21 protein-coding genes are annotated in these 20,882 nt (G+C 65.4%); 12 read left to right on the top strand and 9 right to left on the bottom strand.

The window, feature by feature from the left end:
- Positions 1-30 precede the first annotated feature (30 nt).
- A complete protein-coding gene (locus HTIA_RS02710; RefSeq protein ID WP_008527297.1) occupies positions 31-456 on the top strand; it encodes a DUF7346 family protein in 426 nt (141 codons plus the stop codon).
- Here the strand turns inward: HTIA_RS02710 and rad50 are convergent.
- From rad50 to HTIA_RS02695, 3 genes are all read right to left on the bottom strand, one after another.
- Positions 453-3,125 (bottom strand): DNA double-strand break repair ATPase Rad50, encoded by a 2,673-nt coding sequence (gene rad50 / locus HTIA_RS02705; RefSeq protein ID WP_020935990.1) that lies wholly within the window; start codon positions 3,123-3,125, stop codon positions 453-455. The two genes, HTIA_RS02710 and rad50, sit on opposite strands and share 4 nt — an antisense overlap.
- Positions 3,122-4,519: a DNA double-strand break repair protein Mre11 gene (gene mre11, locus HTIA_RS02700; protein ID WP_008527299.1), complete on the bottom strand. Its 1,398-nt coding sequence runs from the start codon at positions 4,517-4,519 to the stop codon at positions 3,122-3,124. Before mre11 ends, rad50 begins: the two co-directional genes overlap by 4 nt.
- An 82-nt stretch (positions 4,520-4,601) precedes the next feature.
- Positions 4,602-4,868, bottom strand: coding sequence for a winged helix-turn-helix domain-containing protein (locus HTIA_RS02695; protein ID WP_008527300.1), 267 nt, complete (start codon positions 4,866-4,868; stop codon positions 4,602-4,604).
- 227 nt (positions 4,869-5,095) lie between these two features.
- Between HTIA_RS02695 and pan1 the strand changes: the two genes are divergently transcribed.
- The 5 genes from pan1 (at position 5,096) to HTIA_RS02670 (ending at position 9,181) form a co-directional block, all read left to right on the top strand.
- Positions 5,096-6,307, top strand: coding sequence for a proteasome-activating nucleotidase Pan1 (gene pan1 / locus HTIA_RS02690; protein WP_008527302.1), 1,212 nt, complete (start codon positions 5,096-5,098; stop codon positions 6,305-6,307).
- 76 nt (positions 6,308-6,383) lie between these two features.
- A complete protein-coding gene (hisC, locus tag HTIA_RS02685) occupies positions 6,384-7,451 on the top strand; it encodes a histidinol-phosphate transaminase (RefSeq protein ID WP_008527304.1) in 1,068 nt (355 codons plus the stop codon).
- A gap of 1 nt (position 7,452) precedes the next feature.
- Positions 7,453-7,959 carry an adenylate kinase family protein gene (locus HTIA_RS02680; protein WP_008527306.1) on the top strand — a complete coding sequence of 169 codons (507 nt, stop codon included), beginning with the start codon at positions 7,453-7,455 and terminating at the stop codon, positions 7,957-7,959.
- Positions 7,956-8,564, top strand: coding sequence for a CDP-alcohol phosphatidyltransferase family protein (locus HTIA_RS02675; protein ID WP_008527308.1), 609 nt, complete (start codon positions 7,956-7,958; stop codon positions 8,562-8,564). Before HTIA_RS02680 ends, HTIA_RS02675 begins: the two co-directional genes overlap by 4 nt.
- Before the next feature lie 77 nt (positions 8,565-8,641).
- On the top strand, positions 8,642-9,181 hold the full coding sequence (locus HTIA_RS02670; protein ID WP_008527309.1) for a multiprotein bridging factor aMBF1: 540 nt from the start codon (positions 8,642-8,644) through the stop codon (positions 9,179-9,181).
- Positions 9,182-9,205: 24 nt separating this feature from the next.
- Here the strand turns inward: HTIA_RS02670 and HTIA_RS02665 are convergent, their stop codons facing one another.
- Complete coding sequence (locus HTIA_RS02665; protein WP_008527312.1) at positions 9,206-9,757, bottom strand: response regulator; 552 nt, start codon at positions 9,755-9,757, stop codon at positions 9,206-9,208.
- A gap of 120 nt (positions 9,758-9,877) precedes the next feature.
- On the opposite strand from HTIA_RS02665, the gene tpiA reads away from it, so the two are divergent.
- Positions 9,878-10,525: a triose-phosphate isomerase gene (gene tpiA, locus HTIA_RS02660; RefSeq protein WP_008527314.1), complete on the top strand. Its 648-nt coding sequence runs from the start codon at positions 9,878-9,880 to the stop codon at positions 10,523-10,525.
- A gap of 169 nt (positions 10,526-10,694) precedes the next feature.
- Here the strand turns inward: tpiA and HTIA_RS02655 are convergent, their stop codons facing one another.
- Positions 10,695-11,252 carry an NAD(P)/FAD-dependent oxidoreductase gene (locus HTIA_RS02655; RefSeq protein WP_008527315.1) on the bottom strand — a complete coding sequence of 186 codons (558 nt, stop codon included), beginning with the start codon at positions 11,250-11,252 and terminating at the stop codon, positions 10,695-10,697.
- Between the two features lie 434 nt (positions 11,253-11,686).
- On the opposite strand from HTIA_RS02655, the gene HTIA_RS02650 reads away from it, so the two are divergent.
- Positions 11,687-12,175 carry a PH domain-containing protein gene (locus HTIA_RS02650; protein WP_148290973.1) on the top strand — a complete coding sequence of 163 codons (489 nt, stop codon included), beginning with the start codon at positions 11,687-11,689 and terminating at the stop codon, positions 12,173-12,175.
- Between the two features lie 2 nt (positions 12,176-12,177).
- On the top strand, positions 12,178-13,638 hold the full coding sequence (locus HTIA_RS02645; RefSeq protein WP_008527318.1) for a PH domain-containing protein: 1,461 nt from the start codon (positions 12,178-12,180) through the stop codon (positions 13,636-13,638).
- Positions 13,639-13,666: 28 nt separating this feature from the next.
- Here HTIA_RS02645 and HTIA_RS02640 read toward each other — a convergent pair whose 3' ends face one another.
- Positions 13,667-15,295 (bottom strand): potassium channel family protein, encoded by a 1,629-nt coding sequence (locus HTIA_RS02640; protein WP_008527319.1) that lies wholly within the window; start codon positions 15,293-15,295, stop codon positions 13,667-13,669.
- 159 nt (positions 15,296-15,454) lie between these two features.
- Here HTIA_RS02640 and HTIA_RS02635 point away from each other — a divergent pair, with 159 nt between their 5' ends.
- From HTIA_RS02635 to HTIA_RS02625, 3 genes are all read left to right on the top strand, one after another.
- On the top strand, positions 15,455-16,249 hold the full coding sequence (locus HTIA_RS02635) for an ABC transporter ATP-binding protein (RefSeq protein WP_008527320.1): 795 nt from the start codon (positions 15,455-15,457) through the stop codon (positions 16,247-16,249).
- Positions 16,246-17,619 carry a hypothetical protein gene (locus HTIA_RS02630; protein WP_008527321.1) on the top strand — a complete coding sequence of 458 codons (1,374 nt, stop codon included), beginning with the start codon at positions 16,246-16,248 and terminating at the stop codon, positions 17,617-17,619. The genes HTIA_RS02635 and HTIA_RS02630 overlap by 4 nt, the downstream gene beginning before the upstream one ends.
- Before the next feature lie 87 nt (positions 17,620-17,706).
- The gene (locus tag HTIA_RS02625) at positions 17,707-18,267 is read left to right on the top strand and encodes a DJ-1/PfpI family protein (RefSeq protein WP_008527324.1); all 561 of its coding nucleotides are present in this window, start codon (positions 17,707-17,709) and stop codon (positions 18,265-18,267) included.
- A 91-nt stretch (positions 18,268-18,358) separates the two neighbouring features.
- Here the strand turns inward: HTIA_RS02625 and HTIA_RS16940 are convergent, their stop codons facing one another.
- The 3 genes from HTIA_RS16940 to HTIA_RS02610 form a co-directional block, all read right to left on the bottom strand.
- Positions 18,359-18,724, bottom strand: coding sequence for a hypothetical protein (locus tag HTIA_RS16940; protein ID WP_021029277.1), 366 nt, complete (start codon positions 18,722-18,724; stop codon positions 18,359-18,361).
- Between the two features lie 144 nt (positions 18,725-18,868).
- Positions 18,869-19,846, bottom strand: coding sequence for a Gfo/Idh/MocA family protein (locus tag HTIA_RS02615; RefSeq protein WP_021029278.1), 978 nt, complete (start codon positions 19,844-19,846; stop codon positions 18,869-18,871).
- Between the two features lie 93 nt (positions 19,847-19,939).
- Positions 19,940-20,695, bottom strand: a complete 756-nt coding sequence (locus HTIA_RS02610) for a GNAT family N-acetyltransferase (RefSeq protein WP_008527329.1) — start codon at positions 20,693-20,695, stop codon at positions 19,940-19,942.
- Between the last annotated feature and the right edge of the window lie 187 nt (positions 20,696-20,882).

Raw genomic sequence — 20,882 nt, 5'->3', positions numbered from 1 at the left:
CGCTATCTGTCCAGCGTCGATAGTCCGTCCATGCGCACAGTCAAAGACGGGTCCGGGACGCCCTATCTGCTCGTCAAGCGCTCGGGCGAGGAGTGGCTCGTCCGGGATCCGGACACCGGACAGGAGACGTATCGACCGGCGACCGACTTCGAACTCCTCGAGGAGCGTTCACCGCTTGCGGTAACCGCTACCGCCGTCCCGGAATCGGTCCGAGCCGTACTGACTGCCGTCCGGACTGAGCAGTCGTTGGGCCTGCTCGTTGCACTCGACCGGCACGGACCACTCTCCGTCCGTGCGCTGCTCGACCGCTTCGAGTTCTGCGAGAGTGACCTCCACGGCCACCTCGCGGAGTTCCGCGCGGCCGGTCTCATCGAAGAGCGACGGGTCGCCGGGGAGCGAGGATACGCGGCGACTGAGGTCGCCAGCGAGGCGGTCGCGACCCTGACCGACGATTAATCCGCCGGCAGCTCCGGGGCGTCGCGGCGCTCGACGCGCGAGCGGTTGGTCGTCGCGTCCTTCGCGACGTGGACCAGGTCGTCGGCCGCATCGACCAGCTCGTCGTCGTGACTGACGACCACGATCTGCTCGACGCCGATCTCACTTCGCATGTACTCGATCAACTCGAGCAACTGGGAGACGTGGCCCGAATCGAGAAAGACCGTCGGCTCGTCGAGGATCAGCGGCGGCGTGGGTGCGGTCCCCTCGATTCCTTCGGCGAGTAGCCGATAGATCGCCGCCCGGAGGCTGAGGTTGAACAGTGCGCGTTCGCCGCCCGAGAGCTGATCGGGGTCGAGGGGCTCGCCGTCCTTCTGGTAGATCGTGAGGTGGTAGTCCGTCTCGAGTTCGATCCGGTCGTAGGAGTCGTTGCGGTAGACGAGATCGAACGTGTCGTTGAGCATCCGCTCTAAGGTCTCGACGTTGCGCTGGCGCAGCTCTGCCCGGAGCTGACCGTACATCTCCTGGAGCTGTTCGGCCTCCGCATAGAGCGAATCGAGCCGTTCGACCGTCGCTTCGAGATCATCGCGGCGCTCGCGCAGGGATTCGAGCTCCTCGATCTCGTTTTCGATAGCACCGATCCGGGCCTGGAGTTCGTCCCGTTGCTTCTCGCGAGTCTCGATCTCTGCGACCACTTCGTCGAGATACGTCTCGGCGCGGTCTTTGTCGTCGCGGGCCTCGGCCAGTCGGTCCTCGTCGATGGCCTCGGCGAGTTCCGAACGCCGCTCTCGAAGCGTCCCGAGGCGATCCCGGCGCTCGTCGTTCATCTCTGCGAGTCGCTCGCGGCGCTCCTTTCGGTTCTCGATCGCGTCTTCGAGGTCCGAGAGCCGGTCGAAGTCCTCGACGACGGAGTCGAGTCGGTCGATCCGGTCGGCGAGAGTCCCGCGGCGTTCGTTGCACTCGGCGATGGCCTCTCGGCACTCTTCGGCGGCTTCCCCGGCTTCCTCGGCTGATTCGCGGTGCTTTTCGGCCTCCGCTTCGAGTTCGGCTGCGTCCTCGCGCAACGAGTCGATTCGCCGTTCGGTCTCTTCGACCGTGGACGCTCGTTCGCCGATCAATTCGGCGAGCGTCTCGCGTTTCTCCTGGATTCGTTCGTGTTCGTCCTCGCGATCGACCAACGTCTCGGCACGGTCGAGGCGCTCCCGGACATCCTCGCGCTGTTCTCGCAGTTCCTCGTGCTCGTCCCGCAGGTCGGCCAATCGCTCGCGATCGTCGTCGAGTGACTCGACTCGCGGAGCCGCCTCGACGGCCTGGCCACACTCAGGACACTTCCCCGCCTCGAGCAGCTCCTCGGCTTCCTCGATGTCGGCTTCGAGGGACTCGATCGTGGCTTCGAGACTGGCCAGATCGCTTGTAACTGTTTCGAGTTCGTCGGCGACTGCCTCTCGGCGGGGTTCCGCCTCGCCGAGTTCGACGGGCGCGTCCGCGAACGTTTCTTCGATGGCTTCGATTTCCTCGTCCAACTCGGCGAGCCTGTCTCGGCGCTCCTCGAGGTCTTCGCGGGTCTTCTCGAGGTCTGCTTCGAGTTCGTCGGCCTGCTCGCGTTTCTCGGCGGCGCGCTCCTCGGCGTCGCTGGCGTCCTCACGCAGGCCCTCGGCGTCCTCGCGGTGGCGCTGGAGGTCCAGACGGTGTTGCTCGATCTCGTCGCGAATCTCCTCGTCGCGACCTTCGAGGTCCTCGATCAGCGCCGCGACAGCCTCCCGGTCGGCGTCCGTCGATAGCTCGGTCTCCCCGAGTTCGGAGTCGATCCGGTCGCGGACTTCCTCGCGGCGCTCACGGCGCTCGCCAATCTCGTCTCCGAGTGCCTCACGTTCGCGTTCGGTCGCCTCGATCGTCTCGGTCAACTCCTCGACTTCGCTTTCGACTTCCTCGAGTTCTTCACGGCGCTGCTCGTACTCCTCGAGGGTCGATTTCGCGTCCTCGAGCGTCTCGCGGGCGGCCTCACGTTGTTCGTCGTAATTGTCGAGTTCCGCACGAACGCTGGCGAGTTCGCTCTCGGCGGCGTTGAGCTGGTCGTGGAGGTCCCTCTCTTCTTTGGATTCGATCTGTTCTTCGAGTTGAGAGAGGGACTCGCGCTTGCCTTCGAGGACGCGACCGACGCCGACGCGGGCGTCGCTGGCGCGCTTTCGATACTCCTCGAGGCGGCCGAGCTGGAGGAGGTCGTCGATCATGTCCTGGCGTTCGCCCGGCGAGGCGTTGATGAGCTTGTTGACCTCGCCCTGGCGGACGTACGCGCAGTTGACGAAGGCCTCGTGGTCCATCCGGAGCAGCGACGCGACGCGCTCGCGGACGTCTCTGGCCCCCTCGACCACGCCGTCGGATTCGTCGAGGACGCACTCGACGGTCGTCGCCCGGTCGTCCCGGACCCGAACGCGGCGCTTGATGTGATAGGACTCGCCGCCGTGGGCGAACCAGAGTTCGACGGTCGCCTCCTCGGCACCGATCGTGACGAGTTCGTCGAGGGTTCGATCGAGCGCGCGAGCGCCATAGAGAGCGAAAAAGCAGGCTTCGAGCAACGAGGACTTCCCGCTGCCGTTGACGCCGTGGATGACGGTGACGCCACGCTCCAGACGCAGGTCCGCGTCGGCGTAGCACTTGAAGTTCTCCACGCGGACGCGCTCGAATCTCACAGGTACTCACCCATGGTTGCCTGGCCGTCGTCGTCGGTCTGTCCGCCGCCGCCGTCGGTCTGTTCGCCGCCGCCGTCGGTCTGTTCGCCGCCGTCGTCGGACCGGCTCTCGTCGTTATCGGTCTGTCCGCCGCCGTCGGTCTGTTCGCCGCCGTCGTCGGACCGGCCCTCGTCGTAATCGGTCTGTCCGCCGCCGCCGTCGGACCGGCTCTCGTCGTCGGGCTGTTCACCCTCACTGGCCGGTTCCGATTCGGTTTCGGCGCGGTCGTCGTTTTCGACCGGGGCCGGCTCGAACTGTTCGGCGTCTCCCTCCTCGATGAGTTCCCGGGCACGGGATTCGACCGCGTCGTCGACGTTCGAGTCGGCGACCTTGCTGGCCCGGACGACCTCGTCGAGTTCCGACGCGGCGGGGCTGAGCCCGAGCTGGTCGATCCGCTCGCGGACGGCGTCGTCGGGGTCGGCGAAGTTTACCTCGTAGGCCGCTTCCTCCTCGATCTCGCGGCGGTCGTTGACGCGGGCGACGAGTGCACCCTTCTCGCGGGCGAACTCCTCGATCGTGGCCGGCGGGACGCGCTCGCCCTCGCCCTCGATAGTGACGATCACGACGGCGTCCGCGAGGTCGTGCTGGCCGACTCTATTGTGGACGCGCTCGGTCCCTTCACCCTCGGCGAGTTCCAGGTCGACGAAGACGAACTCGCGGGTCTCGACGGAGCGCCGGCGGATGTCGACGCCGTCGTCGAAGGTCACGAGGTTGTACCCGCGTGCCTCGCGCTCGCTGGCGCTCGCCCGCTCGGTCGAGCCACAGTACGTCAACCAGGTACCGTCGACCTCCCGCCTGGCGGGCGTGTGATCGTCGCCGAGCAACATCGCGTCGAAGTCGACGGTGGACTCGGCGAGGATCTCCTCGGCGTCCCAGTCGCCGTGAGAGAACGGCTGAAAGAGGCCGTGAGACACCAGCGCGGCGTGGGGAGCGTCGTGGGGCGCGAACTCGTATTCCAGATCGTCACGGGCGGCGCGGGCAACGAAGTCCAGCCCGTAGAAGGCGGTGTTGCCGATCACGGTCGGCTCCTCGTCGAGTCGGATCGCCAGGTCGAGCGATTCGAAGAGATCGAGCCACTGGGCGTCGCGTTTGCCCTCGTGGTTGCCGACGATCGCCAGAAACGGAATGGCCGCTGCGTCGAGTTCTCGAAGTGTCCCCAGCGCGCCCAGAATGTCTTGCAGCCGAGGGCGTCGGTCGTGAAAGAGGTCGCCAGCGTGGACCACGGCGTCGACGTCCGCGTCGATCGCATCTTCGATCACCCGCTCGAACGCCGACAGAAAGTCCTGCTGGCGCTCCGGCGAGTGATACTGCCGGTAGCCCAGATGTGTGTCGCCCGTATGGAGCACCTGCGTCATTGGACCTACGTACTCCACGGGGTCCTAAAGGGATTGCGCGAGCGGGGTGAAAGTGGACGAGGTGGTCAGTGACCGTCGACCGTCACTCGATGACGAGCGTGTACACGCGCTTGCGGGCGTCAGCGAACGAAAAACGCGAGTCGACGACGCCGACGTCCTCGAGGCGACTCAGCGCGTACCGCACGGTTCTGGCCGGCAGCAACGTCTCCTCGGCGAGTTGACTCTGAGTCTGACTCCCCTGATATTCGAGGGACTTCGCGACGAGTTTCGCGCTGGGCGGGAGATCCGCGACCGCATCCCAGCCTGGTTCGTCTGCCGTCTCGACCTGTGTGGGTTCCGTGATGCTCATCGTACCCAGCGATTCTACATACAGGGTAATAATATTTGTTATTCCTAAATATGCTCTGAAGTAATACCGTGGGTGGCCGATCACTCTTTCGCGACACAGTTCTTGCGCGCGGTTCGAACTCCTGTCGTGGCCGGGGAGCCGTCGTCTCGGGCCGTATAAGACACTCTCTACCACCAGTGGTTGTGCCGACCCGAAGTCTCTTACCGGCCGAAGCGCTAGAAGGGCCAATGACAGACACGGTGGACGACGTCGACCAGCCGTACGACGACGACGTCTCCAAGCAGGAGAAGATCGAGACGTTAGAGGAACAGCTCGAAGTGCTAGAGTCCCAGAACGAGGAGATGCGCGACGAGCTACTCGACGCCAACGCCGAGAACAACAAGTACAAGCAGAAACTCGAACGCCTGACCCACGAGAACAAGAAACTCAAGCAGTCGCCGCTGTTCGTGGCAACGGTCCAGGAACTCACCGAGGACGGCGTCGTGATCAAACAGCACGGCAACAACCAGGAGGCCCTGACCGAGGTCACCGAGGAGATGCGCGAGGAGATCGAACCCGACGACCGGGTCGCCGTCAACAACTCCCTCTCGATCGTCAAGACGCTGGAAGACGAGACGGACGTCCGCGCCCGCGTGATGCAGGTCGACCAGAGCCCCGACGTCAGCTATCAGGACATCGGCGGCCTCGACGACCAGGTCTCGGAAGTCCGCGAGACTGTCGAGATGCCCCTGAAGAGCCCCGAGATGTTCGACGAGGTCGGGATCGACCCGCCGAGCGGTGTTCTCCTGCATGGCCCGCCGGGGACGGGCAAGACGATGCTGGCTAAGGCGGTCGCCAACCAGACCGACGCCACGTTCATTAAGATGGCCGGCTCGGAACTCGTCCACAAGTTCATCGGCGAGGGCGCGAAGCTGGTTCGGGATCTCTTCGAACTCGCTCGCCAGCACGAGCCCTCGGTGCTTTTCATCGACGAGATCGACGCGATCGCGGCCAAGCGGACCGACAGCAAGACCTCCGGCGACGCCGAGGTCCAGCGGACGATGATGCAACTGTTGAGCGAGATGGACGGCTTCGACGAGCGCGGCGAGATCCGGATCATCGCCGCCACCAACCGCTTCGACATGCTCGACCGCGCCATCCTCCGGCCCGGCCGCTTCGATCGTCTCATCGAAGTCCCCAAGCCCGACGAGACGGGTCGCGAGCAGATCTTCAAGATCCACACCCGCGGCATGAACCTCGCCGAGACGGTCGACTTCAAATCGCTCGCCGCCGAGGCGACTGACGCCAGCGGAGCCGAAATCAAGGCCATCTGTACGGAGGCCGGGATGTTCGCGATTCGGGACGATCGGACGGAAGTCACCGAGGCCGACTTCCGGGACGCCTGGGAGAAGATCCAGGCCGAGGAGAGCGACGACGAAGTCTCGAAGACGTTCGCCTGAGGAATCCGTCTCTCGCAGACTGCTGACCCTCCCCGATGTATGCAGGCTTAAGACCGCCCGCCTGCTTGCCACCGGTATGGACACACGGGACCTGTCGGGACAGACGATCTATCGAGCGGGTCGGGGGATCGAAGAGACGGCCCGCGAACTCGGCGTCGACCCAGCCGAGTTGATCAAACTCTCCTCGAACGAGAACGCCCTCGGCCCGAGTCCGAAGGCCGTCGACGCGATCCGCGAGCACGCCGAAACGCTTCACTCCTATCCCAAAGCCTCCCACGCAGACCTCGGCGACGCGCTCGCCGAGCGGTGGGACGTCGATCCCGCCCAGATCTGGCTCGCCAACGGCGGCGACGGCGCGATGGATTACCTCGCCCGCGCCATGCTCGAACCCGGTGACGCGGTCCTGGTTCCCGATCCGGACTTCACGTATCACGCCATGAGCGTCCGATATCACCACGGCGAAGTCCACACCTACCCGCTCGCCGAGGACGACGGGTTCGCCCAGTCCCCGGATCGCGTTCTGGCAGCCTACGACGGCGAGCGCATGGTCTATCTTACCAGCCCACACAATCCGACTGGATCGACGGTCTCGCTCGACGAAATCGAGGCGATCGCCGAGCGAACCGGCGAGGAGACGCTGGTGGTCGTCGACGAGGCCTACGGCGAGTTCAACGACGCGCCGAGCGCCGTCGAACTCCTCGAGAACCGTGACGACGTCGCCGTCGTCCGGACGTTTTCGAAGGCCTATGGGCTGGCCGGCCTCCGGCTTGGATACGCCATCACGCCGCGTGCGTGGGCCGACGCCTACGACCGGATCAACACGCCCTTCGCGGCGAGTGAGATCGCTTGCCGGGCCGGCCTCGCCGCCCTGGAGGACGACGAGCACGTCGAGGCGATCACCGACCTCGTCGAGTGGAGTCGCGAGTACTATCACGACGAACTCGACGCGAAGACCTACGAGAGTGGCGGGAACTTCGTCCTCGTGGCGGTCGGCGACGCCAGCCGGGTCGCCCAGGAGAGCAAGGAACGCGGCGTGATCGTCCGGGACTGCTCGAGTTTCGGCCTGCCCGAACACATCAGAGTTACCTGTGGCACCCGCGAGGAGACGAAACGGGCCGTCGAGACGATCAACGAGGTGTGCTAACGTGCGCGTCGCCGTGACCGGGACGCCAGGGACGGGCAAGACGACTGCGAGCGAGCACGTCGAGACTGACCTCGGCGTCATCCACCTCAACGAAGTGATCGAACGCGAGGGGTTCACCCAGGGCGTCGACGACGAGCGCGGCTCGACGATCGCGGACCTCGACGCCGTCGAACGATGGCTCGACGGTCGCGAGGACGTCCTCGTCGAGAGTCACCTTGCCCACCACGTCCCCGTAGATCGGGTGATCGTCCTGCGGTGTCACCCCGAGACGATCGAGCAGCGACTCACGGAGCGCGGCGAATCTCCCGAGAGCGCCCGAGAGAACGCCGAAAGCGAGGTGCTGGACGTGATCCTCACCGAGGCCGTCGATCGACAGGGGATCGACAGCGTCTACGAGATCGAGACGACCGACCGGTCGCCCGGGGCGGTCGCCGAGGAGATCGAGGCAGTGATCGCCGGCGACCGTGACCCGAGCGCGGGAACGGTTTCCTACGTCGAGTACCTATGACACTGGATCAACTTCGTCCGGTGACCGATCGGCTCATCACGCCGTTCGTGACGGGCGCGCGACGGCTGGGACTGACGCCCAACGCCGTCAGCGTCGTCGCGCTGGTCGTGGCCGGCGGCGCAGCGGGCGCGTTTGCGGTCGGCGATTCGAACTCCCGCTGGTACCTCGTCGGCGCGCTCCTCGTGTTCGTCAACGGCTGGCTCGACCTCCTCGACGGCGCGCTCGCCCGGGAACTCGCGACCGATTCGGCCGCCGGCGACCTGCTGGATCACGTCTTCGACCGCTACGCCGATCTCCTGCTGGTGATCGGGCTGGCTGCGGGGATCGGCCGCTGGGATCTCGGCATCGCAGCCGTCACTGGCGTGTTGATGACGTCCTACCTCGGAACCCAGGCCCAGGCCGTCGGGCTCGATCGCGTCTACGGCGGCCTGCTGGGCCGGGCCGACCGACTGGCACTCATGGGCGTCGTCGGTGGCATCGCCGCGTTCTATCCAGACTCGATCTACGGACTCTCCGTCGTTGGCTGGGTGCTCGTCGTCTTCGCCGTCGTCGGACACTTCACCGCTCTCCAGCGGTTTTACTACGCGATGGGCGATCTGTCCTGAGGGGCTCTGGCGTTTTTCAGAGAGGACGACGAGCGACTGGCGTGCGATTTATGCCGTGGGGCGGGTAAGGGACTCACATGGTTCAATGTGAGATGTGCGGGGCCGAGACGAGCGCACCCAACACCGTCAAAGTGGAGGGTGCAGAGTTGCAGGTCTGTGATGAGTGTGCCGAGTTCGGCACGAAGGTTCGGACCCAAGAGCAGTCGAGCACGTCCACGAAGTACTCGACGGATTCGGGCGGTTCGAGCGGTTCGAGCAGTTCCGGGTCGACCAGCTCCGGTGGCGCGGGGGGTTCTTCGGGTGGCAGTCGCCGAGACATGTTCGACGAGATGGACGAACTCGTTCCGGACTTCGATCAGCGGATTCGTTCGGCGCGTGAGGCGGCCGACATGAGTCAGGAAGACCTCGCCGATCAACTCAACGAGAAGGCCAGTCTCATCAGAAAACTCGAACACGGCGACCACCTCCCGAGTGACGACGTCCAGACGAAACTCGAACGGGCGCTCGACATTACCCTCACCGAGAGCAGCGGCGCGGACGAGGACGCCGACTGGGAGGGCGGTTCGGCAGTCGGCGAGTACACGCTCGGAGACGTCGTCGAACGGAAAGACTCCTGAGCGGGCCGTCGTCGCGACCGCCGATCACCGTTCGATCCGCGATTCCGTGATCTCCGTTTCGAGGGCCTGTACTTCGGATTCGAGCGAGTCGATCTCCGCCTGGAGTTCGCTGAAGCGTTTGCTGGCCTCGAGTTCCGGCTGGGGTTTCTCGACTTCGAGGACGTTTCGTTTGAGTTTCTTCGCCGTGAGTCGTTTCTGTTGGTCGTTGTATTCGGCGACTGTCTCGAGGCGTTCGACGACGCCGACGAGGGTGTCCTTGCTGACCGGTTTGACGACGTAGTCGTCGACGCCGAGGTCGATGATGTCGAAGTCGGGGTCGACGGCCGTCACCATCGCGACCCGAACCTCGACGTCGCGATTCTCGATGGCGGCGAGGACTTCGTTGCCGGACATGACGGGCATCCGCCGGTCCAGTAACACGACGTCGACCGACTGGTCGAGTACCTCGAGCGCGTCAGCCCCGTTGTAGGCCGTCCGGACGTCGTAGCGGTCGGGAAGGTATTCGCCGTAGAGGTCGGCGAGGTGCTGTTCGTCCTCGACGACGAGTACCGTCGTCCGTTCAGATTCGTCAGTCACGGTAGTTGCGGTCAACTTCACTCAGGAGTGTCTTAATCCCCACTGGTTCGAGACCGGACGCGGCCACAGGCGAGTGGCTTCGAAACCTATTTTCATCCGGTCTGAGAACTCATAGATGCAATGTTCGTTCTCGTCAATCTCAAGACGTACCCGTGTGACCCTGTCGAGGTCGCCCAGGCCGCAAAGGAAGTCAGCGAGGAGTCCGGCGTCCGCATCGGTGTCGCCGCCCAGGACGCAGACCTCGCTCGCGTCGCCGAGACCGGCGTCGAGACGTGGGCCCAGCACGTCGACCCCATCGAGTACGGGTCGAACACCGGCCACACGCTCGCCGAGACGGTCGCCGAGGCCGGGGCGGAGGGAACGCTGATCAACCACTCCGAGAACCGGCTCAAACTCGCAGACATCGACGGCTCGGTCCAGGCCGCCGAACGCGCCGACCTCGAAACCTGCGTGTGTGCGAACAACCCCGCACAGATCGGGGCCGTGACGGCGCTGGGCCCTGACTCGGTCGCCGTCGAACCGCCGGAACTCATCGGCGGCGACGTCTCCGTCGCGACGGGCGACCCCGACATCGTGACCGACGCCGTCGAGGCCGCCGAGGCCGTCGACGAAGACGTCGAAGTATACTGTGGAGCCGGCATCTCGACCGGCGACGACGTCGAGTCCGCGGGCGAACTCGGCGCGACGGGCGTCCTCCTCGCGAGCGGCGTCGCCAAGGCCGACGATCCGCGTGCCGCCCTCGAAGACCTCGTCGAGCCGCTCGCCTGAGCCACTCGCCGCACTGTCTGGCCGTTTTCCTGACCGTTCGTCGGGACAGCCGTGGCTGTAGCGGTCGAAGACGAAAAATCCGATCGACCTCCGCGGTCGATCAGATGGAGCAGTCGATGTGGTCGATCAGATCGAGTAGTCGGTGTCGTCAGTCAATTCGAGGACTCGATTACTCCGCGTCAGCGGGCACGTCGAAGTCGTGGTAGTGCTCGCCTTTCTCCTTCGAGAGGATGTTGAGTGCGGCCGCCGCGCCGTCGCCGGCGGCGATGACTGCCTGCCACTCCTCGGCCCGGACCATCGCCCCGGTCGCGTAGGCGTCTTCGACGCTGGTCTCCATGTCGACGCCGACGTCGACGATACCCTCCTCGGTGGTCGCACACCCGAGTTCCGTCGCGAGCGAGCGGTCGGCCCCGGTCGCCAGGACGACGTAGTCGGCGGCGTACTCGCCGTCGTCGGTCTCGACGGTGAATCCATCGCCGGTCTCTTCGACGGCGGTGACCTCCTCTCCCTGACTGAGATCGACGCCGAACGCCTCGACTTGCTCGCGGGAGACGTCCATGAACTCGCTGCCGTCCATCGAGTCGATGCCCAGGTAGTTGAACAGGTGGGCCTTGTGCATCCAGGTCTCGTCGGTGTCGAAGACGAGCGTCTCGAGGTCGTTTTTCGCGGTGAACAGTGCGGCACTCAGGCCGGCGGGACCGCCGCCGGCGACGATGACATCTGCCATGTTCAATACGTCGGTCGCCGCCCCAATAAGGGTTGGTTCGCCGGTGACGACCACCTCATCCGTTCGCGTTGATGTCTTCGGCGGCCCGACGGAGCGCGCCAGCCACGTCCGACCCACTCCACAGACCGGTGCCGGCGGCGTTGACCAGCACGTCGGTGGATTGATCGGCGATGTCGCCCTAACTGTCCTGTCTTCATCGGTGACTGTCACTACGGCCGCCTCGACACAGTGACCTGGGACGACACACCCGGAGTCCAACAGTACCGTTAAGCCGCTCCCCGTCGGACGGTGGTGTCATGACCGACGACGATTCGCCATCCCGAGACTCGCTGGCACCGTCCGAACCGGAGGGCGATCCGGGCGAGGCGGTGACCGGCGGCGACCGACAGGCGAGCCATTCCGGCGACGAGAGTGGATCCCCGACACACCGCGAGATGGACAGCGAAGCGCTCCTGACCGAGCCCCGAACGATCGAGGCGACGATCCGGTGGAAATGGGCATTCCGAGTGCTGGCGGTAGCGGCTGTCGTCGGTGCCGTCGTGGGCGCGATCAGCGTGTTCGTCCTCGAGTGGGGGCCGCTCCCCGGCGTCGGCGTCGGCCTCCTCGTCGCGATACTGGGGATCGGGCACGTCCTGTTGCTGTATCGTTCCTGGCGCTACGAAGTACGCGAGGACGCCCTCTCCCTCGAGCGTGGCGTGATCACCCACGTCAAGACCGTCGTCCCGTTCGTCCGGGTGCAGCATATCGACACGAATCGCGGGCCGATCGACCGACTGCTCGGCCTCTCGTCGCTGGTGGTCTACACCGCCGGGTCCCGGGGGGCAGACGTCACGATCGCCGGGTTGACACCCGACGACGCCGAGGACCTCCAGGATCGTCTGAAACTGCTCGCGAAGGAATCGACCGGGGACGACGCCGTCTGACCATGCGACTCGACCCACTCTCGATCCCCTATCGGATCGCCGAGAACAGCACCCAGATCGGGGGTGCTATCGTCGTCGCTGGTGTCGCCGGCTCCGGCGGTTCCGGCGGGAATTTGCTGCAAGGAGCCGGGATCTTCCTCGCCATCGCGGTCCTCGGGATCGCGCTGGTCGCCGGCTGGAACGTCGCCTACTTTCGACGATTCACCTACGAACTCACCGAGGATACCTTCGACATCGAGTCAGGGGTCTTCTCGCGTCGCGATCGGGAGATCCCCTATCGACGGATCCAGAACGTCGACGTGAGACAGAACGTGATCCAGCGACTGCTCGGTATCGCCGAGGTCCGCCTCGAGACCGCCGGCGGCGGCCAGACGGAGGCCCAACTGAAGTACGTAAACCGGACGGAAGCCGAGCGACTACAGGCGGAAGTCGGACGGCGAAAGCGCACGGACGCGGGCGAGGAGGCGACCACCACCGAGCGGGAGTCCGAATCCCTGTTTGCGATCTCTCCCCGCGAACTCGGGATCCTCGGGATCGTGTCGATGGACTTCCGACTCGTCCCGCTCGTCCTGGTTGGGTTGTCAGTCTTCGGGCCGACGGCGATCGCCAGCACGCTCCCTGACGTCGGGTCGTTCTTTCTGATCGGGCCGCTCGTCGGACTCGGAACGATCGTCGCCCTGGCGATCGTCAGCGGCGTCGTCTCGATGTTGCAGTACTACGATTTCCAGTTGGGTGCCTACGGCGACGAGTACCGCTACGAACGTGGCCTGCTCCAGCGATACAGCGGGTCGATCCCGATCGAGAAGGTCCAGACGGTTTCGATCCGCGAGAACGTGCTGGCTCGGCTGCTCGGGTACGCGAGTCTGACGATCGAGACGGCGGGCTACGCGCCGGGCCAGGGCTCTGGCGCTCGCTCCCAGTCGGCCGTTCCGATCGCCGAGCGCGACCGCGTGTTCGAACTCGCCCAGTCGATCGAACCGTTCGGCGACGTGACCTTCGAGCGACCGCCGAAACGGGCGCGTGAGCGCTACGCCGTCAGGTATCTCCTGGTCGCCCTCGTCGTGATCGCGGGCACGTTCGCAGTCACGTTCCACCCCGACGTCTCGGGGCCGTGGTACCTGACAGCGGCTATCCTCCCGTTTGCGCCCGTCGCAGCCCACCTCAAGTGGCGTCATCGCGGCTATTATCTGGGCGAGGAGTACGTCCTGACCCGGAACGGGTTCTGGTCGCGCCGGATCACGGTCGTCCCGACCTACCGCGTCCAGACTGTTCTCTCTTCACGGACGGTCTTCCAGCGACGCCGGAAACTGGCGTCAGTCGTGATCGATACGGCGGGATCGAGCAGTCTCGTGGGCGAGGACGCCGTAGCGGCCGACATCGACGCCGACCGGGCCGATCGACTCAGGGATGCTGTCGCCAAGCGCCTGCAGTTGGCGATCGGGCACCGGGAAACCCCGGAGTGACCGTCGCGAAGACGTTTGCAGACGAGTCTCACTCGAGTAACGCCGCGAACGCGTTGACGCGGTCGTCCGGTCCGGTCACGATCACTTCGTCGCCCGACTGGAAGGAAAATGTCGGATCGAAGTCGACGATCAGTTCGCCGTCTCGCTGGATCGCGATGACCGTACACCCGGTTTTGGCTCTGACGTCCGCCGAGGCGATCGTCCGGCCGGCGAGGGCCCCGACAGGGAGTCGGACGACTTCGACGCCCTGATCGAAGGTGATGACGTCCTCGCCGAAGATCGTCGCGGCGAGCATCCGGCCGCTGACGGTCGCCAGCGCGAGGACGTAATCGGCCCCGGCGCGATAGAGCTTCTGGACGTTGCCCGTCTCGTTGGCCCGGACGATCACTTCGACGTCGGGCTGGAGCTGGCGGACGACCAGCGACGCGAACACCGCCGTGGTGTCCTCGGGCAGCGCCAGGACGACCGAACTCGCCTCGTCGATGTTGGCCTCTTTTAACGTCTCGGGGTCGGTCGCATCGCCGACGACGTCGACCCCTGGCTTCTCGACGAGGTCGATGACCGTCACCGGCAACCCCGCTTTGACGACCTGCTGTTTGACTGTCGATCCCACTTCGCCGTACCCGCAGATGAGGACGGGGCCACGCCGCTGTCGGCGTGCCTCCGCGCGGGCGAGTTCCTGAAAGCGGTGGAGTTGTGCCTCACGGCCGGCGACCAGCAGGACTGTCCTGGCGTCGATGCGATCGTCGGGTGAGGGCGAACTCACGAACTGGCCGCGGAACCACGCGCCGATGACGTTGGCCCCGGTTCGCTCGCGAATGTGGCTCTCCCGGATAGTGGTCCCGACGAGGTCGCTACCCGCTTCGATCGGGATCTCGACGATCTCGAGGTCGTCACCGATCTCGACGGCGTCGGTGACGTCGTCGGTGACGGTCGTCGTGGCCTTCTGGGCGAGACTCTCGCCGATCAGGTGGCGTGGGGTGAAGACCTGATCGGCCCCGGCGTACCGGTGATAATCGGCCAGCGTCGCGTCTTCGACGAACGTGATCGTCCGCGTCTCTGGGGCGAGTTGGCCGACCGCGAGCGCGATCGACGCGTTGATCTCGTCGTCGACGTCGGCGACGAGTGCACGCGCGCTCTCGATGCCGGCCGCGGCCAGCGAGTCCGTCGACTCGGGATCGCCGTGGACGACGGTAATGCCTTCTTCGTAGTAATCGGTCGCCGCATCTCGATCCGGTTCGATCACGACGTAGGCCGCCTCGAGCATCCGCAACTCGTCGATCAGCATCTCCGTCCGCGGCGTGTACCCACAGATGACGACGTGATCGTCGATCTCGTCGACCGAGGACGGAACAGTCGTCGTCAGTCGCTGTTCGATCCAGGGCGCGATAAACAGCGGCAGGGCCATGAACACGAAGAAGACACCCGTCACCTGCATCGCGATCGCGAGGAGCCGCATCTGGGGCGTGGTCCAGGCGGTGGCGTCCTCGCCGTAGCCCGTGGTCGTGAACGACTGGACGACGACCAGCAGGGACTCGGTGAGTGTCCGGGAGGCACCCTCGAATACCGCCATCCCGGCCCCGTAGGCGATCGTATAGAGGACCGTCACGGCGGCGAAGGCACCGAGATAATAATGGACACGCCGTAACCGACTCATAACCGTCTCTCGTCCCGGGTGGGGGAAAACAGTTCGGTCCCGTAGCCAAACAGCTAAGGGATTTGGCCCTCCCACGGGCACTATGCACGACAGTGGCGGCTCGGAGACGGATCGGTTCGCCGGCTGGACGGACATCACCACCGAGGGGGCGCGCCTGCCGTGACGGCGATCGAGACAGCCGGGCTTACCAAACGGTACGGCGAGCTCACCGCACTCGACGACCTCTCGCTCACGGTCGAGTCGGGGTCGCTCTTCGGGTTGCTCGGGCCGAACGGGTCGGGCAAGACCACGACGATCGAACTGTTGACCGGCCAGCGAACACCCGACTCCGGGTCCGCGCGCGTCCTCGGGATCGATCCCGTCGCAAACCCGCGCGAAGTTCGGGCTGCCGTCGGAATTCTCCCCGAACGGGAAGACCCGCCGAGCTTTCTCACGCCGCGGGAGTATCTCCAGTTTGTCGGCGAGGTGCGCGACCTCGAGGACGTCACGGAACGGATCGAGCGGTGGGCCGACCGTCTCGAGTTTACCGAGACGCTCGACACCGTCTCGGCGGACCTCTCTGAGGGCCAGCGCCAGCGCGTGATGCTCGGGGCGACGTTCGTCCACGATCCCGACCTGGTGTTCATCGACGAACCGCTCGTGAATCTCGATCCGATCCTCCAGGAGCGGGTCAAACGCGAACTCAGGGCGTACTGCGAGGAGGGCAACACCCTCTTTCTGTCGACGCACTTCGTCGACGTCGCCGCGGACCTCTGTGACCGGGTCGCCATCCTGGACGACGGTCACCTTCGCGGGACGCAGGCGACGGGCGCGTTCGACGACGAGGACCTCCTGTCGTACTTCTTAGACACCGTCGATGGGGGCGACGTGGCCACGGGCGTGGGCGACGGTGCGGACGGCCCAACGGCGGCGATCGGGCCGGAAGCGGCCCCGGAGGGGGAGCCCGACCCGTGAACCTGCTCGCCGCGATGCTCAGAGAGGAGTGGCGGCTACACGCCCGGCTGTTCGGCGGCCGGCGCTTCGCGGCGTTCCCGGCTGTCATGTTCGTCCTCGGAGCCGCTGGCCTGACGCTGCTCGCCGAACTCGGCGTCGCCCGCGGGACCGTCGTCGGCGGATTACATGCGGTGGTCGCCTTCCTGGGCCTGCAGGTCGGGACGATCGGGCTGGTCGGCCGGGACGCGATGCGCAACGTCCTCGGGGACGTCTCGCTGCTCGTCGGGAGCGCCCGGTCGCTACCGGTCTCCTGGCGACGCGTCCTCGCGACGTTCCTCCTGAAAGACCTGCTGTACTACGCCGGCCTGATCCTCGCCCCAATCGCGCTCGCTGACGCCGCGCGAGCCCTCTTTCGGGGCGGAAGCCTTCTCGACGTCGGACTGCTCTGGGTGACGCTCGTTCTCGCGTTCGCGATGGGCGTGACGGTCAGTCTGGCGGTGATCGCCGTGGCTACGAGATCAGTGATCGCCCTGCTCGGCGGTGTGGCTGGCCTCGCCGCCGTCGTCGTTTTCGCGAACGTCGATCCGATCACGTTCACGCCGGCGGGCCTCTACGGCGATCCGACCGTCACGAGCCTCCTGGGTGTGCTCGTGGTGATCGTCCTCGCCGGGGTGATCGCGCTGGCCGTCTTCGAGCCGATCGAGACGAGCGAGACGGCGTCCCGAATTCCGCCGTTGCCAGTCGGATTTGGCGTCGCCGGACGAACGCTCCGGGAGGTAGCTCGCTCGAGTGGGTCGGTCTGGAAGGTGCTGTTCTCGCTGTCGCTGTTCGGCACAATCACCGGCTGGCTTCTGGTGGCGGTCGCCGACGCAGGGAGGCTCGAACTCGCGCCCGGGATCGCGTTCGGGTCGTTGCTCGGCCTGGGGACGTTCACGACGTACGCCTGGGTCACCCAGTTCGACGACGCCGCGGAGTTCGACCGCTATCCGCTCGCGCCCCGTCGACTCTTCCGGGGGAAGTTGCTGGCCTTCCTCGCGCTTGGGATCCCCGGCGGACTCGTCGTCCTCGCCGTTGCGGCCGTCTGGTTCCCCGTGGGCGAGTTAGCTATCGGGGTCTTCCTCTTGCCGGCGGTCGCGGTCTACGTCTTCGGTGTTTCGGCGACGGTGGCTGGCCTGTCGGCGACGGCACTGCTGTTCGACGTGGCTCGATTCGCCGTCTTCGGCGCGGCGATCGCGCTGGTCGCGGTCCCGCTCGTGGTTCTCGCACTGGTCGCCAGCCGGTATCCGACGCTCGCGCCCGCTCTCGCGGTGGGTATCGCCGCAGTCGCCGGCGTTGTGGGCATCCTGCTCACCGAGATCGCCGGATCGCGTTGGGACCGACGTCGCCGGTGACCTGCAGTCGCGTCTTCCCGATCGCACGCCGAAGTTTTATTTAACCAACAATCGTCATCAATACTGCGCAACCGAGACTGATATACAATGACAGGCAAGCGACTCCTGATGATCGTCGGTGACTTCGGAGAGGACTACGAGATCATGGTCCCGTTTCAGACCTTGCAGGCCATGGGCCACGAGGTCGACGCCGTCTGCCCGGAGAAAGAGACCGGTGAAACGATCAAGACCGCGATCCACGATTTCCGCGGCGACCAGACTTATCTGGAGGAGCGCGGTCACGACTTCGAGTTGACAGCGACGATGGCCGACGTCGACCCGACCGAGTACGACGGACTGGTGGTTCCCGGTGGCCGGGCTCCCGAGTACCTCCGTGGCTACGACGAAGTGATCGAGGCAGTCCGGCACTTCTTCGAGGCCGGGAAGCCGGTGGCCTCGATCTGTCACGGCCCCCAGATCCTCGCGGCAGCCGGCGTCCTCGAGGGCTACGAGATGACGGCCTATCCAGCCGTCCGCGCCGAGGTCGAAGCCGCGGGATGTTCGTGGGTCGACGGGGTTGTCCGGGACGACAATCTGGTAACTGCACAGGCCTGGCCCGATCATCCCGAGTGGATCGCCGAGTTCCTCGCGCTCCTCGAGGAACGATGACTGGCCCGCCTCGCAGGTGTCGAAAGCAGTAACCGCGTGGCGATCCCGGTCGTCGTGTCACCCTGACAACCGTGGTCTCCACCGGTCGCTGTCAGTCAGCTTTGGCTTCGTAGTCGTCGCTCCACGGTGACAGCCACGTGGTCGCGACGTCCCGATAATTCTGCCAGACGTCCCCCCAGAGGGCCGATTGATTCGTCTTGGCCGCGTCGGTCAACGCCCTTCGTGACGTCGTCGTCGACAGCGGCGCGGGAAAGCGCGATTTCTCGAGGGTGTCCATCGGCCGGACCGAGACAGCGTGCCCGCAATCGGGGCACTGGTACCATACTGACCCTGATCCGCGGCGCTCGTGGAGGACCCAGTCGCCATTCACGTGGCTGTCGTGCTCACAGTTTCCACAGTGAAGCACTGACTTCCGACCCGTGACGTTCTCCCTGGCCGGCCCGGTGTCTCGACTCATCGTAATTCTCCGTTGGTGACTGTTGGATAAAAACATTCGTATATAATTATTATGGTCATGATGTATAACCGTAGAAGGGGCTGACTCGGCAATGGAGCGTCCCTCGACAGCGACAGGCCGACACCGGTACCGACAACTCGACCGCTAGGAGAGTGATACCGGCTCTCCCCGCTTGGCACTCTCATATAGCGCGTCGATGACGGCCATGTTGTGGGCCGACTCCGTCCCGTCGATCCGGGGCGTCGACCCCGATTCGACGGCGTCGGCGAAGTGTTCGACCTCGCGCTGGTAGGGGTCGACGGGATCGAACGCCTCGGTCACGTGTCGCCCGCCGACCTCGTACTCGATTTCGACGGGCTGGTCCGGGTCGGCCCCGAAGACGTTCTCGGCTTCCAACCACCCGTTCTCGGCTTCGACGCGGTAGGACTCGGCGAAGGGCGTATCGAAACCGGACTGAATCCGGGCGGTCGCACCCGACTCGAACTCCAGGATACCGGTCAACTGACTGTCGACGCCGGCGTCGCGGGTATCCACACTCTTTGCGTACACACGCTCGGGCTCGCCCAGGAACAGCCGCATCGCACTCACCGCATAACACCCCAGATCCATCAGCGACCCGCCGGCGAGGTCCGGATCGAGTCTGATGTCGTCGGGGTTCCCCCGGAGGGAGAACGTGAACGTCGCCGACCCGGCACGGACGTTCTCCAGGTTCTCGGCGACGACTTCGGCGGCCCGCTCGGTCCGGGGATGGAACCGATACATGAACGCCTCCATCAGCGTCACGTCGTGGCGGTCGCAGTAGTCGTACATCTCCCGGGCTTGCTCGGCGTCGACGCCGATCGGCTTCTCACACAGGACGTCGTGGCCGGCGTCGGCCGCGCGTATCGTCCACTCGGCGTGCAAGGCGTTCGGGAGCGGGTTGTAGACGGCGTCGATCGGCGCGTCCGCGAGCATCTCGTCGTAGCTCCCGTAGGCGTTGGGAATCCCCAGCTCCGAGGCCACGGTCTCTGCACGGTCTGCATCTCGCGAGGCGATAGCCGTCACCTCGTGTTCGCTTCGTTCGATCGCCGGGATCACGGCGTTACGTGCAATGCCGGCCGTACTCAGGATACCAAATCGCATGTCCGATCCTCCGTCTGGAACGGTCATTAACCTGGGGGTCGGCATGGCCGCCGCCGTCCCACACCGACGAACGATCGGACTACGCCGTCCTGCTCACATGTAGGCAGCGTCCCACCGGGTCGGCTTGCGTCGGTTGCCACAGGAGTCACACTCGATGCGGCCCATCGCGTCCATGGCGTTGGCGAGTTCCCCGCAGTTGTCACAGTAGTAGCCGTAGCGGTTCTCCCGTCCGTCGTCGGTATAGACGATGTGAAACGGCGCTGTCGACCCACGTTCGGACTCGTCGTGGTCGACGTAGACCGTCTCCCCACTGGATTCTAGGGGTTCGAGGCCGGTCTGTTCGGCGATGTAGCGGTATTCGATCTGGTTGCGCCCGCCGATCTCGATCTCGGTGCGACCGACTCGCTCGAAGCCCTTCGACTCGAAGAAACCGGTGCCGTCCTGATTGTTCGCCAGTACGCGCCCTTGAATCGCCGACGCACCCGCCTCCCGGAGTCGATCCATGGTCTCCTCGAACAACGTGCCCGCGACCCCCTCTCCACGGTAGTCCGGATCGACGTGGAGCCACAGCAACATCGCGTCCCGCCCGCGGTCGCTCTCGTCGACGACCCACGGGCGACCGGCCGTCAGCGTGCTCTCCGAGAACGCCACGACCTGGTCGTCGACCTCCACGACCAGCAAGAGTCGATCGTCCGAGTCGAGGCTCTTCTCGAGTTGTGCCTCGCCGTACCATTCCTCGATCCCGGTCGTGATCGTCTGGGGGCTGAGCGTGTAAGACGCCTGGAGCGACCGTCTGGCGACGTCGCGGATCGACGGTGTATCGGCTGGAGTCGCAGTCCGAACGTTCATGCTACGCAATCTCTCGCGTGTCAACTTAAGCCAACCGGCGTCTGCAACAGTTACTCGCCGGACCGACACACCTTCAGAACACGTCTGTCTCTCCTGTTGACAAGACTGGTGGTGGACGGCCGTGATGGCGCGGCGACGCAGTCCTGTCGGTGTCGTAACGCTAAAGAGTCACAGCCGCTTCTTTTTA

Source organism: Halorhabdus tiamatea SARL4B, assembly GCF_000470655.1.
GTDB lineage: Archaea > Halobacteriota > Halobacteria > Halobacteriales > Haloarculaceae > Halorhabdus > Halorhabdus tiamatea.
This window is presented reverse-complemented; position numbering and strand designations above follow the sequence as displayed.